Consider the following 13018-nt stretch of genomic DNA (forward strand, 5'->3'; position numbering starts at 1 on the left):
AGCGCTGATTTCACAACTTCTTTATTTTAATCTCTTCGGTTGCCGCCGAACAATAAGATCAAGCGCAACAGCTGCAGGAATGTCGAAAGCGCTGCTGCAACATAAGTCAGTGCTGCTGCAAATAATACGTGTCTTGCCATCGGTACTTCTTCTTCCGTCAGTAGTCCGCCTTCACTCAAAATTTGGATTGCTCGCCGAGACGCGTTAAATTCGACTGGTAATGTCACCAATTGGAAAAGTAATGCTAAAGAAAAAGCGAAAATCCCGATATTGATTAACGTAGAGTTCCAGCTAAGCAATACACCTACCATAATCAAGGGGAACGAAATCATCGAACCAAAGTTAGCTGCTGGAACAAGTGCTGCACGAATCTTCAATGGGACATAACCCGAAGCATCTTGTACCGCATGTCCGCATTCATGAGCTGCTACACCTATCGCAGCAACTGAAGTAGACTGTGCAGTTGCTTGAGACAAACTCAACATCTTATTACCTGAATTGTAGTTATCTGTGAGATCTCCGGCAATTTGTTGAACACCGACATTATTTATCTGTTGACTTTGTAATATATATTGTGCTGCTTGTGTACCAGTCACATTGTTTTTGCTTCTCACTTGATCGTATTTTCGGAAAGTACTATTGACGTACGCTGACGCAATTCCGGAAATAACTAATCCAAGAATGACCAAAAGAAATGTCGGATCTAAAAAACCATACATTCCATAACCATACATTTTCGTTTCACTCCTTTTCGTTTACTTTATTTTATCATTAGTAGTAGGAAAAGAATGTGAAAAGACCTTGAATATTCTTTAATTCTTTTTCACAAATTCCGATTTCAGTTTCATCGGTCCAAATCCTTCTACCTTGCAATCGATATTATGATCGCCTTCTACTAAACGGATGTTCTTGACTTTTGTTCCTTGTTTAATGGCACCTGACGCACCTTTTACTTTCAAGTCTTTAATCACTGTCACGCTATCGCCCTCTAACAGACGGTTTCCATTTGCATCTAATACCACTAATCCGTCTTCTATGACAGTTTCTTGTTCTTCTTTGTTCCATTCGTTCCCGCATTCTGGGCAAATCAACAAGCCTCGATCTTCATATGTGTACTCTGAGCCACATTCTGGGCAATTTGGTAATGTCATCTTCTTTCTCCTTTAAAATCTTTAGTGAGCACTATTGTAACGGAAAAAGAAGATCTTGAAAAGATACATTTGTGATTTTTACTACAAAAGGCACGTTTTCGAACGAAGTATCATTCTGTTTTTCTGCTCTTATACGATTGGCATATATCTTGGATCTCTTTATAGATTTCCTCTACTTCTGCTAAATCTTTTGCATTCGCACCACTTGCTAATGGATGGCCTCCTCCATGATGGCGTTTAGCCAATTCATTGATGATCGGCCCCTTAGAACGTAAACGTACGCGGTAATACCCTGAAGGCTGCTGAACAAAAATCCCCCAAGCCAGCACTTCGTCAATCACTCCAGGAAGTGAAACGATCGAAGCTGTCTCTGAATCATCGATTCCATATTTATCAAGAATTTCTTGCGGAAGGATTATTCTTCCTGCACCATTTTCATCCACCTGGATATTTTGATAAAGATAACCGGAAAGTTTAGCGACTTTCATCGGCATTTGTTCAATCTCTCTGTTCAAAGCACTTGCATCAAATGGATAATTTCTCAATATCGAAGCAATCTCTAATGTACGGGACGTCGTGGAGGGATACAAAAAGCGCCCTGTATCTCCGACGATTCCTGCATAAAGTAACCGTGCAGCCTTAACGTTCATCTTTAAAGATTCAGGAAACATCAAAGCAAATTCTGCAATCATCTCACTACAGCTACTTGCTTTTGTATTTACCCACACAAGATCTCCATAAGGGTCATCATTGGGATGATGGTCGATTTTGATCAGTTTTTCTGCCAACTGATATCTTTGATCACTGATTCTGGGTGAATTAGCTGTATCAGTCACGATGACTAGCGCTCCTTGGTAGAAGACATCTTCAACTTCTTGCATTTCTGCTAAAAAGCGAAGCCCTTCAATCGTTTCACCTACTTGACGTATTTCTTTTTCTGGGAAACTTTCCCGTAATAGTTCGGCTAATCCTACTTGTGATCCTAATGCATCAGGATCAGGGCGCAAATGCCTGTGGATAATGATTTTATCGTATTTTTTTATTGTATCTACTATTTCTTGCTGTACTGTCATTTCACTCCTGCTTTCTAAGAACGTTCCATTACTTGACAAACAACGATTGCTTTGGAAACGATGGTGTTTTCAATAAACACTTCGATATCCAGTTTAGCGGAACGTCTGCCGATTTCCAATACACGTGGACGAATGTCTAATTCGCTTTCCAATTGGATCAGCCGCAAATAATGTAGGTTCACTTGTTCAATCAAGATATTTCGTTTTTGGTTCATCACCATTGTTTTTTGTGCGACATCAGAAATGATTTCGCTAAGTACGCCAAAAGAAATGGTTCCAACGCCATTGACCATTTGTGGTGCTACTACGAATTTGAACTTAGGGTTTTCCAAACGATTTCCTTCACGGTCAGTATCAATCGTATGGATATTTCCAGATATCTGATCCGAAATCGTATCTGCAATCTGCGGTTGTCGCTGGACAAGCTGCATCGCTTTCATTACATCTTGCCGGGTAATCAAGCCTTCCAATGTCAAGTCATCGGAAACGACCGGCATGACTTCTAGCCCATCCCAGATCATTTGATGGCTAACAGAGGCAATACTCATTGTTTTCTTTACACTGATTGGTTCTTTCGTCATCACCCGATCGATGATCTGGTTTGGCGATTTCCCTAAAACATCTTTTGCCGTAACAATCCCCATCAAACGATGATGGCGGTTGACGACTGGAAAACGCGAATGCTGCGTTTCTTCTGACAAACGCTGATAATCAGAAATCGTATCTGTCTGCTGCAAATAATGAGTCTTTTCAGCTGGCATATAGATATCACTGACAAGCATGATATCTTTTTTGATCAATTGGTCGCTTAACGCTCGGTTGATCATGGTTGCGACTGTAAATGTATCATAAGAGGTGCGTAAGATCGGCATTTCAAGATCATCAGCTAGCTTTGCAATCTCAGCAGTCGTATTGAATCCTCCTGTGATCAATACTGCGGCGCCATCTTCCAATGCTAATTTTTGGACTTCCGCCCGGTTGCCGACGATCATTAGTGATCCTGGCGTAATATAGCGTTCCATGGCATGTTTAGTCATCGCGCCGATGACGAATTTATTCAAGACCTTGTCTAATCCTGCCGCCCCGCCTAAAACGTCCCCTTCAATGATCCTGACGACCTCGCCAAATGTCAAACGTTCAATATGTTTTTTTAATTTGCGTTCGATACGGATGGTCCCTACTCGTTGAATTGTTGAAACTAGTCCGACATTTTCTGCATCTTTGATTGCACGGTACGCTGTTCCTTCACTGACATTCAATTCTTTTGCGATGCTTCTTACAGAAATTCGATTGCCAACAGGTAAACTTTCAATATATTCTAAAATCAAATCATGTTTTGTCGCCATTTTCTGCCTACACTTCCAGCGTTTCCGAGACGCTCATTATTTTTCCTTCACTATCTTCCAGTAACTCTACAAAAGATTCGGGATCTTGTTCAATGACAGGGAAAGTATTGTAATGGATTGGAACTACTTTCTTGGCACGAATTGTTTGCGCAGCCTTTGCTGCATCTTCTGGCCCCATCGTATAGTTATCGCCAATCGGCAAGAAAGCGACATCAATATCGAATTCTTCTGCAAGCAATCCTAGATCACTGAAATAAGCAGTATCCCCTGCATGATAAATCGTTTTTCCTTCTGCTTGAATAATAATTCCGCTAGGCTCGCCCATATACTGAACGATACCGTCTATTTCATAGCTTGAGCTATGCTGTGCATGTACGAATTTTACCACGCCGAATGGAAACGCATGTTTTCCACCGATATTCATACCGAATGAATCTACTCCTCTGCTGTTCGCATAATCAGCAATCTCAACAATACTGATAATTGTGGCTTGATTTTCTTTTGCAATAGGAATCATATCTCCTATGTGGTCACTATGACCATGAGTAATCAGCAACCAATCTGTCTTTACTTCTTCTGCAGTTAAGTCTGTCAATGGATTTCCTGTAATAAACGGGTCAATCATCACGCGTTGGCCATTTTCCATTTCAATTGTTAAACAGGAATGTCCATGATACGTAATTTTCATATTTTACACCTCGCGTTTTCTCTGTATCTTTTTTATTAAAAACGATTTCATCACTTGCACATCAATGAAAAAATATAGCTGCTAAATATATTTTCATTGGATTGATAGTACAGTATGTACAAAGCAATTGTAACAGATAATACAGGATGCACCAAGTACCAAGCAGATATAATCTCAAGTTTGAGGTCTCTGCTCTGCTTAGCTTTTCTTCTCGTCCCTTAACTAATTAAATCAGCATAAATAGGATGGACGATCTTTTCTAAATCGGCTACTTTTATCCGAAGGCTTCTCCCGATTTCACCGCTTGACACAATTACTTCTTCTTTTTCTTTTAAAGAACTGTCTGCTAAAAAACAATAATCAGGATGTGCGAGTTTTATTCCAATAGGGGTGTTTGCTCCGTGGGGATATCCTGTATGCATTAATACAAAATCCATTCCAGGAAAACCAACTTTACGATCTTTCGTCACTTGTCTCGTTTTTTTGTAATCTAAGTGATCGTTCAAAGGAATCAATGCGATGATCACCCCAGTTTTGTTTCCTTTCACTACGAGAGTTTTACATATCAAAGCTGGATCAATCCCTCTTTTTTGTAGTTCTTCTGTGAAAGATTCTTCTACCACATGACTAAAATCAAGTGGTTAATAGCTGATCTTTTGTTCTTCTAAATAACGTTCGACTTTTGTTTGACTCATCATTGATCCACTCCCTTTATTCTATCGTTTATTATAAAACGAGGGATGCTGTATTCAAAAATTATTTGTTTTTCGCAAAAAAAGAGCAAGACGAGCACTCTATAGAGAGGTTCATCTTACTCTTTTTGTTTATTTTTTATTTCGACGTTGAGTAGCTTCCATAATGACTGGCAAGATCACTGGGCGGCGTTTTGTTTGTTCAAATAAGTAACGGCCTAATTGATCTCGGATGTCTTGCTTTAATTTGCTCCACTCAAAATCATTGCTTTCTAAATGTTTCTCAACGATTGTTTCAATCATATTGCTGCTTTCTTTCATCAGATCACGGCTAGCTTTTACGTAAACGAATCCCCGTGAAGTAATTTGAGGTTTTGAAATGATTTTCTTTTCTCGCCGACTGATAGTGACAACCGCTACGAAAATCCCGTCTTCTGACAAGATTTTTCGATCACGTAAAACAATGTTTCCGATATCACCTATGCCTAATCCATCAATCATTACATTTTCTGCACTTGTAGTTCCTGCAACACTCATACGCTTGTTCTTATATTCCAGCACGTCTCCGCGTCCAGTAATATAGATATTTTTGTATGGCATCCCTACTGCATGAGCCAAATCTGCATGAGCAGCTAATTCACGATACTCTCCTTGAACTGGCACAAAATATGTTGGTTTCATCAAATTGATCATTAATTGCAAGTCATTAGGATTGGCATGGCCAGAAACGCGCATATTCTCAGAGATCAACTTCACTGTTCCACCAGCTCGATAAATGATATCTTCCGTTTTCGCCACGATGGTTTCCATCGCGATGCTTGGCGTAGTAGTGATATAAACCAAATCCCCTTCTTCAATCTTGACATTACGGTGTGTACCGTTTGCCATTTTTTGCAGAGACTTGATGGGTTCACCCATTCGGCCAGTTTCTAAAATGATCAGTTCTTCTGGATTATAGTTTTTCATGTCTTTCAACGTAACAAGCAGATCTTCACTTGGTAATTGAAGTTTTTCTAAACGCATCGCTGTGCGAATAATTCGTTCGAAATCTTGACCAGTCAAGACAACTTTTCGTTGTGCTTTTTCTGCTGCATCCAATACTTGTTGCACTCGTTGCAAATTACTTGCTACACAAGCGACGATGATACGCCCTTCCCAATATTTGATCGTATCAAATACTTCATCTGCTATCTGAGCTTCAGAAGCTACAGGTTGAGGATTTTCTGCATTTGCCGATTCACTTAGTAAGGCTAAGACTCCTTCTTTGCCGATTTCCGCCAATCGTGCATAATCTGTTTGATACATTGGGATAGCCGTTTGGTCAAATTTAAAATCTCCCGTATAAACGATACTACCTTCTTTTGTTTTCAGATTGATCCCCACTGAATCTGGTATCGTGTGAGTGGTACGGAAAAAGCTCACTACTGTTTCACCGAAGTCGATTTCTGTATGCTCGTCTACCACATGGAAATCCTTAAATCCTTTGGCTGCTTCGTTACGACTGACATTCAATTTTGCTAACTCGATCGTCAACTCCGTTCCAAATACTGGTACAGAAATTTTCGACAACAAGTAAGGAAGCGCCCCGATCGCATCTGCGTGCCCATGTGTTAAAAAGACACCAGCTACACGATCAATGTTTTCTTCTAAATACGTAAAATCAGGGATTACGACGTCGATCCCCAACAACTCATTTTCAGGATATTTTAGCCCACAATCTAAAATAAAAATATCCTCGCCCACTTCTGCGACATACATGTTTTTTCCATTTTCACGAACGCCGCCTAATGGGATAATTTTAATGGTACTCACAAACTTCACCTCTTCTTATGACATCCAAGTTTAAAGATGTCGATTTTCTTCTTTATCTAAATATATGAGCCATTCCAATGAAGCATATGCAAAATTACTATTTCTCAACTTATGGAGAATCAGCAGGAAAATTACCATCACATCCGCGTTCTGACAGTTGGATGGGCATTTTATTTTGGATATACTTCTTTAACAAAATGGATCTTTTGCGAAACGCTATAGCCAGAATACTTATATAAGTATTCAGCTGTTCCCCATTATTATACAACAAATAAACTAAATCGCTAGTATCAGCAATTGTTAGAACAACTATGCACGTAAAAATTCCTCTGTAGCATCTAGGATTTCTTTTGCTATTCCTCTTTCATTTCTTCTTCGTCGGTTTGAAACATACTTTTTTCATTTTACCACATTTTTTGCAATAACTATAGTGACTTTTGATATATACAGAACCTCATGTTGATGGTGTGCAAACAGCATAAGATTTAAGCTAGCTTTAAGATAGGTTATCTATTATCAAATGCATCTACTAGGAGGGATGCAAAATATGAATTTTATGAAACGTGCATGGAAAAGTACAAAAGTAAAATGGGGACGTTCATTGTTATTGTTTGCCGTGTTCACAGCCATTCTTATTTTTGTGCTAGCTGGCCTTACGATTCGAAGCGCTGCAGAAGAAGCAGCGAATCAAGCACAAAAAGAAGTTGGAGCAACAGTGACTTTAAGTGCCAATCGAGAAGCTTCATTTAAAAAACAGGAACAAACTTCTTCAAGCGGTTCTACCACTGAAGAACGTCCAGATCCAGGCAGTTTTTCTCTTACACCAGTTTCCTTAACGGACGCGGAAAAAATAGCTGAATTAGATAATGTAAAGAGTTATTCCTTTGAAAGTTCCGCCTCAGCTATGGCAAAAGATGGAATAACTGCCATCACTAGTTCTGATTCAAGTGAAGACAGTTCAGAAACTACCGATGCAGGCGGTGAACCTGCCGGAGGAATGGGCGGGAATCCGCAAATGACTCAAGCAGACTTTCAAATCAGTGGTGTGTCAGCAACTGCACAAAATAGTAATTTTTCTGATGGAACAGCAAAAATCACGGATGGTGAAGGAATAGATGACAGCGACAAAGGCACAAACAATGTAGTCATTGATTCTACTCTAGCAGAAACAAATGACCTGGCAGTCGGAGATACTTTCACAATCACGAGTACTGAAGATGAAGATACCACTTATGAAATGACGATCAAAGGAATTTATGAATCCAGCGAAACAAGCAGCAGTATGGGTATGAAATTCAACTTCATGAATCCGTCGAATACACTTTACACTTCTTACACTTTTGCAAATGAACTAAATGGGACATCTGACGATAACACGATAGATTCTGCTATTTACACTCTATCTGATCCAGATAAAATGGATGAGTTTCTCAAAGAAGCTGAGAAGCTGATCGACACAGATACATTTAGCTTACAATCAAATGATTCCATGTATCAGTCAATGTTGGAACCTTTAAACAACGTGGCAAGTTTTTCTAAAAATGTTGTTTTACTAGTGGCTGTAGCCGGTATTATCATACTTACTCTGATCATTATGATTACCATTCGGGAGCGTCGGCATGAGTTAGGCGTCTTGCTATCTTTAGGAGAATCCAGAAGTAAAATCATTCTCCAATTGTTTACCGAAGTGGCTATTTGTATGATTCTTGCATTAGGAGTTGCTTCGATTAGCGGAAACGTCGTCGCGAATGCCGTGGGACAGCAGCTACTTGACCAACAGACAGAAACCACGACACAAAACCAGCAAGCTCCTGGCGGTGGACAAATGCCAGGTAACAGACAAGAACAAGGCGGTCAACGCGGTGGTCAACAAGGAACCACGAATAATCCATTTGCTGTTTCTGATCAAGTCAGCGAATTGGAAATCAATGTCAAACCTGCACAATTGGGACTATTAGCCGGAGTAGCATTTGGAATCAGTCTGTTTTCTGTCTTTTTAGCTTCTATAGGGATATTAAGATTAAACCCAAGAAAAATCCTATTAAACTAAAGGAGGAATTTGATGTTACGGACAGAACAATTGGGATTTTGGTATCAAGATCCGCAAGATGCGCTTTACAAAGATGTAGAACTGAATTTCGAAGCTGGAAAAATGTACGCTATTTTAGGAGCAAGTGGTTCTGGAAAAACGACTTTTCTTTCGCTTATTTCTGGACTAGATACACCAAAAGAAGGAAAGGTATACTATCAAGATCGTTCACTGAACAAAATCGGGTTAAGAAGTTATCGTAAAAATGATGTCTCGATTATTTTCCAAGCTTACAACTTGCTTCCTTATTTATCGGCTCTAGACAACGTCATAGCAGCAATGGAAATCACTAAGACCAAGCAAGAGAATTATCGACAAGTTGCTTTAGATCGACTGGCTCGTGTAGGAATTGATGAAATATTAGCAAAAAAACAGGTGACCAAACTTTCGGGAGGTCAGCAGCAGCGAGTCGCTATCGTTCGTGCTATCTGCTGCGAACATCAACTAATCGTAGCGGATGAGCCTACTGGAAATCTAGATGAAACAACTTCACAAGATATCGTCAAACTTTTCCAAGAAATCGCCCATGAACAAAATCGCTGTATTATCATCGTGACTCATGAGATTGAAGTAGCAAAAAGCTGTGATGAAGTCTTTGAACTAAAAAATAAAAAATTTCAAAAAATCGAAGTTTAAAAAACAGGATAATGATCAAATAAAAAATCCGAAGCATATCTGCGAGACAGATATGCTTCGGATTTCTATTTGCTTGATTCAATTAGTAATAAGTGGTTTTTATTTTTTTTCGTCTTTTCGAGAAAACTTGTCTTTGACTTCGTCGCCTAAATTTCGAGCTTTTTCTTTGATGTCAGCACCTAGTGATTGTGCTTTCCCTTCTGTTTCTTTGCTCTTGTCGTCTGTTGCTTTGCCGTATGCTTCTTTTCCTTCACCGACTACTTTATCTTTCATATCTTTAGAACGTCCTTTTAAATCTGCCATTGTGCTTCCTCCTCTTAGTTTGTTTATTGATCTACCTTCAGGGTAACATCAACAACAGATACAGACAAACAGAACGCTCGTTTTCTAAAAAAGATAGTTAGAGCTGTTGATTAAAAACTTTTTTCGAAAGTCCCCCATACTTTGACTTCTTTTTCTTGGACCATTATTTCTCCTTTAGCGATAACTGTATCAATATCAAGCGTTTCTTTATCCAAGATACACAAATCTGCATCAGCACCAATTTCGATTTTTCCTTTTTTATCCAATTTCAATATACGTGCTGGATTACTGGTTATAGCTCGTAAGGCGATTTCCAAAGGGATACTTTCTTTTTGCACAGCTTCTTTGATCCCTACTAGCAATGCCTTGGCACTTCCTACTCCTAACCCTAGGAAATGATTGTTTTCATCAAAATAAGGCAAGCTTCCTTGTCCATCTGAGGTCATCGTGAAATTATCTAAAGAAACATCTTCCTCGATCAATCGTTTCAGTGCTTTGCTGAAGCGAACTTCACCATCTGTCTTCTCCCAAAAATCAGGATCTTCGCTAGCAGTGAAGTCAATCGTGCCACCACGTTTGGCAAATGCCACGCAAGCTTCAAATAATTCTGGTGTGCGATTTGCATGAGTAGGCAAAAATTGTGTGATCGGAATTTCTGTTTCTTCTACGATTCGTGTCAATAGCTCTAGCTTTCTTTTTCCTCCGCCTAAGTGGACATTGATGATCCCAGCTTTTCCGGATAACATGCCTCCTACACGAGCATCTGCTACTGCACGAGCGAACTCTTCAAAACTTGGCTGAGAAGAACGGTGATCGGATACTGCGATTTCTCCGATTCCGATAATTTTATCAATTGTCAAAAAGTCTTTGATGATAGAATCTGTTACTGTTTTTACCGGCAATCGGTACGAACCTTCGTATACATAAGTGGAGATTCCTTCTGCTTCCAGACCTTTCGCTTTGCTGATCAACGCAGTCATATCTCTACCTTCTCCGTCTGTTCCCAAACAACCGACAACTGTCGTTACACCAGCTGTAGTCAATTGGCTCAATGTGACTTCTGGCGTTCGATTTTGATAACCGCCTTCTCCTCCTCCACCTAAAATATGGAAATGACAGTCAATGAAACCCGGGGTTAGTACTTTTCCCTCACCTGAAAGTTCTTCTACTTCCACTCCTTCGTAGCCGCCTTCTAGCTGTTCTTCTACAGCCAAAATCTTCCCACCGGCAATCAGTACATCCATTTTTCCTAAGTAATCTGGTGCAAACACTTCAATTTGTCGAATGATTTTCATACATTTTTCCTCTTTCTTTAAGTATAACTGATGATAGGATCTTAAAAAATAATCCAAACTATAGAATCTTTACTCCTTTGATTTTACCGTAAAATGACGGTTCTTGGAGTCCTTATCTACTGTTTGGATTACTTTTTTATTTACAGGTCTCCAGTACTACTGCAGACCTATTGCAATGGCAATCATGATGAAAATAGTTCCTAAAACAAACAGGAATCCTTGCATCTTGATTTGGAATCTTGCCCATTTTGCCCATTCGATCCGTGCAACACCTAGCACACCAATCAAGCTGGCTGATACGGGTGTAAAAGCGTCCATAAAACCTGAACCAAGCTGATAAGCAAGAACTGCTACTTGTCTGGATACACCTACTAAATCTGCCAGTGGAGCCATGATTGGCATAGTCAAAGCTGCTTGTCCTGAATTTGATGTAACAACCAAGTTGAACAAACTTTGGAAGATGTACATCGCCCAAGCACCAATGACAGCTGGAACACCGGTCAACGCCGTCCCGATCCCATGCAAAATCGTATTCAAAGCTGAAGGAACAGATGCATCAGATCCTCCCAAGACAAGAAGAATCCCTTTGGCCATACCTACTACGATTGCTGTACCAGCTAAATCAGCTGCACCAGATTGGAAAGAAGAAGCGATGTCATTGACTTTCATTCCATCTAATTTGAAAAGAACAGCAATGATTCCAGCAACTAATCCCATCACAAAGAATTGAGAAGCGATTTCTGGAATGTAATAGCCTTTTTGAGTCACGCCCCAAACGATCCAGACAAGGACAACTAACATCTCTAATAATATCAGTTTATGCCCAAGCATGAATTTTTTATTTTCATCAGATGTCTTTTTGATATGAGAACGGAAATAATCATCTGATTTGTAAGTCAACGAACTTTCTGGTTTTTTACGGATTTTTTCTGCATATATCATCATATAACCAGCGGCTAATGCAGTAACAACTACCCACATAATCAATCGGAATGTCGCACCAGACAACACGGGGATTCCAGCAATCCCTTGAGCCACCGCTACGCTAAACGGGCTCATCCAAGAGGTCGCATTTCCGACTTGAGATGCGACATAAGTCACGGTTACTGCTACGATCGAGTCATATCCTAACGCAATGACAAATGGAACCATCACCATTGAGAATGGAATTACCTCTTCTGCCATCCCGAATGTAGCGCCACCGAATGAAAAAGCAAAGAATAATAGCGGTAAAGCTAAACGCTCCAGTCCCTTAGTTTTACTGATAAACGCATAGATACCTGCGTCGATCGCTCCGGTACGCATAATAATACCAAAAGCACCTCCAACAACAAGGATCAATGCAGCGATCCCTACAGCAGATCCATACTTATCTCCAGATACTAGTCCTTCAAAAACAAAATTTAAGAAACCAAAGCCGCCAAAATCATCTGTTCCCCATATTTTGGCTGTTTTATGCAATTTTTTAGAAGTATCATAGATATTTTCGCCGTACTGATCGTAAAGCACATCATCTGTCAAGGAGATTTCATCTAGTTTTTCCTGCGTAAGATTTTTTTCTCCGTCAGCAATGACTTTTTCCAATCCTTTTTCCGGAACATCCAGTTTTTCACGTTCTGCTGGATGATCTTGCAGTTCTTCTAATTGATCAAACACATACGACTTATCCAGATCGTAAGCATAACGGAAGGAATCTTGACGTAAAACAGTACGAGTACTTGTTTCGCCATTTGCATCTTTGTATTCAATATCTTGCGTGCTGAACTTTCCTGCTGGAACGACAAAAGTCAGTATCCATGCAAAGATGACTACACCAAAAATAATGACATACGTATGGGGTGTCGATAATTTAGTGAAGTCGCGTTTCGGTTTTCCTGAAGAATTTGTTTTCTTCAAATTTATTTCTTCCTTTCTTTTTTCAGTAATTTTGATG

At 39.7% G+C, this 13018-nt stretch carries 11 protein-coding genes and 1 pseudogene; 2 read left to right on the forward strand and 10 right to left on the reverse strand.

Annotation, left to right across the window (positions count from 1 at the left end; translation table 11 throughout):
• Nucleotides 1-26 precede the first annotated feature (26 nt).
• The 7 genes and pseudogenes from IGJ87_RS09405 to IGJ87_RS09435 form a co-directional block, all read right to left on the reverse strand.
• Nucleotides 27-734 (reverse strand): zinc metallopeptidase, encoded by a 708-nt coding sequence (locus IGJ87_RS09405; RefSeq protein ID WP_002287139.1) that lies wholly within the window; start codon nucleotides 732-734, stop codon nucleotides 27-29.
• A gap of 78 nt (nucleotides 735-812) precedes the next feature.
• The gene (locus IGJ87_RS09410; protein ID WP_002287137.1) at nucleotides 813-1151 is read right to left on the reverse strand and encodes a zinc ribbon domain-containing protein YjdM; all 339 of its coding nucleotides are present in this window, start codon (nucleotides 1149-1151) and stop codon (nucleotides 813-815) included.
• 110 nt (nucleotides 1152-1261) lie between these two features.
• On the reverse strand, nucleotides 1262-2224 hold the full coding sequence (locus tag IGJ87_RS09415; protein ID WP_002287135.1) for a DHH family phosphoesterase: 963 nt from the start codon (nucleotides 2222-2224) through the stop codon (nucleotides 1262-1264).
• A 14-nt stretch (nucleotides 2225-2238) separates the two neighbouring features.
• Nucleotides 2239-3570: a DRTGG domain-containing protein gene (locus IGJ87_RS09420; RefSeq protein WP_002287134.1), complete on the reverse strand. Its 1332-nt coding sequence runs from the start codon at nucleotides 3568-3570 to the stop codon at nucleotides 2239-2241.
• A gap of 7 nt (nucleotides 3571-3577) precedes the next feature.
• Nucleotides 3578-4258, reverse strand: coding sequence for a metal-dependent hydrolase (locus IGJ87_RS09425; RefSeq protein ID WP_430609260.1), 681 nt, complete (start codon nucleotides 4256-4258; stop codon nucleotides 3578-3580).
• A gap of 218 nt (nucleotides 4259-4476) precedes the next feature.
• Nucleotides 4477-4956: pseudogene (locus IGJ87_RS09430) on the reverse strand (YbaK/EbsC family protein).
• A 126-nt stretch (nucleotides 4957-5082) separates the two neighbouring features.
• Nucleotides 5083-6762, reverse strand: a complete 1680-nt coding sequence (locus tag IGJ87_RS09435; RefSeq protein ID WP_002300631.1) for a ribonuclease J — start codon at nucleotides 6760-6762, stop codon at nucleotides 5083-5085.
• A gap of 547 nt (nucleotides 6763-7309) precedes the next feature.
• Here IGJ87_RS09435 and IGJ87_RS09440 point away from each other — a divergent pair.
• Both IGJ87_RS09440 and IGJ87_RS09445 read left to right on the forward strand, forming a co-directional pair.
• On the forward strand, nucleotides 7310-8812 hold the full coding sequence (locus tag IGJ87_RS09440) for an ABC transporter permease (RefSeq protein ID WP_002338688.1): 1503 nt from the start codon (nucleotides 7310-7312) through the stop codon (nucleotides 8810-8812).
• Nucleotides 8813-8824: 12 nt separating this feature from the next.
• On the forward strand, nucleotides 8825-9487 hold the full coding sequence (locus IGJ87_RS09445) for an ABC transporter ATP-binding protein (RefSeq protein WP_002298949.1): 663 nt from the start codon (nucleotides 8825-8827) through the stop codon (nucleotides 9485-9487).
• A gap of 99 nt (nucleotides 9488-9586) precedes the next feature.
• On the opposite strand, the gene IGJ87_RS09450 is transcribed toward IGJ87_RS09445, so the two are convergent.
• From IGJ87_RS09450 to yfcC, 3 genes are all read right to left on the reverse strand, one after another.
• Nucleotides 9587-9790 carry a CsbD family protein gene (locus tag IGJ87_RS09450; RefSeq protein WP_002287127.1) on the reverse strand — a complete coding sequence of 68 codons (204 nt, stop codon included), beginning with the start codon at nucleotides 9788-9790 and terminating at the stop codon, nucleotides 9587-9589.
• 110 nt (nucleotides 9791-9900) lie between these two features.
• A complete protein-coding gene (gene iadA / locus IGJ87_RS09455; protein WP_002287126.1) occupies nucleotides 9901-11085 on the reverse strand; it encodes a beta-aspartyl-peptidase in 1185 nt (394 codons plus the stop codon).
• Between the two features lie 156 nt (nucleotides 11086-11241).
• On the reverse strand, nucleotides 11242-12981 hold the full coding sequence (gene yfcC / locus IGJ87_RS09460; RefSeq protein WP_002338686.1) for a putative basic amino acid antiporter YfcC: 1740 nt from the start codon (nucleotides 12979-12981) through the stop codon (nucleotides 11242-11244).
• Nucleotides 12982-13018 lie beyond the last annotated feature (37 nt).

It is taken from the genome of Enterococcus sp. DIV1411a, from assembly GCF_050531945.1.
GTDB classification, from domain to species: domain Bacteria; phylum Bacillota; class Bacilli; order Lactobacillales; family Enterococcaceae; genus Enterococcus_B; species Enterococcus_B faecium.

Bases quoted from the DNA above. Each gene is read 5' to 3' on its own strand.
- IGJ87_RS09405 (WP_002287139.1), bottom strand. From the start codon at position 734: ATGTATGGTTATGGAATGTATGGTTTTTTAGATCCGACATTTCTTTTG.
- IGJ87_RS09410 (WP_002287137.1), bottom strand. From the start codon at position 1,151: ATGACATTACCAAATTGCCCAGAATGTGGCTCAGAGTACACATATGAA.
- IGJ87_RS09415 (WP_002287135.1), bottom strand. From the start codon at position 2,224: ATGACAGTACAGCAAGAAATAGTAGATACAATAAAAAAATACGATAAA.
- IGJ87_RS09420 (WP_002287134.1), bottom strand. From the start codon at position 3,570: ATGGCGACAAAACATGATTTGATTTTAGAATATATTGAAAGTTTACCT.
- IGJ87_RS09425 (WP_430609260.1), bottom strand. From the start codon at position 4,258: ATGAAAATTACGTATCATGGACATTCCTGTTTAACAATTGAAATGGAA.
- IGJ87_RS09440 (WP_002338688.1), top strand. From the start codon at position 7,310: ATGAATTTTATGAAACGTGCATGGAAAAGTACAAAAGTAAAATGGGGA.
- IGJ87_RS09445 (WP_002298949.1), top strand. From the start codon at position 8,825: ATGTTACGGACAGAACAATTGGGATTTTGGTATCAAGATCCGCAAGAT.
- IGJ87_RS09450 (WP_002287127.1), bottom strand. From the start codon at position 9,790: ATGGCAGATTTAAAAGGACGTTCTAAAGATATGAAAGATAAAGTAGTC.
- iadA (WP_002287126.1), bottom strand. From the start codon at position 11,085: ATGAAAATCATTCGACAAATTGAAGTGTTTGCACCAGATTACTTAGGA.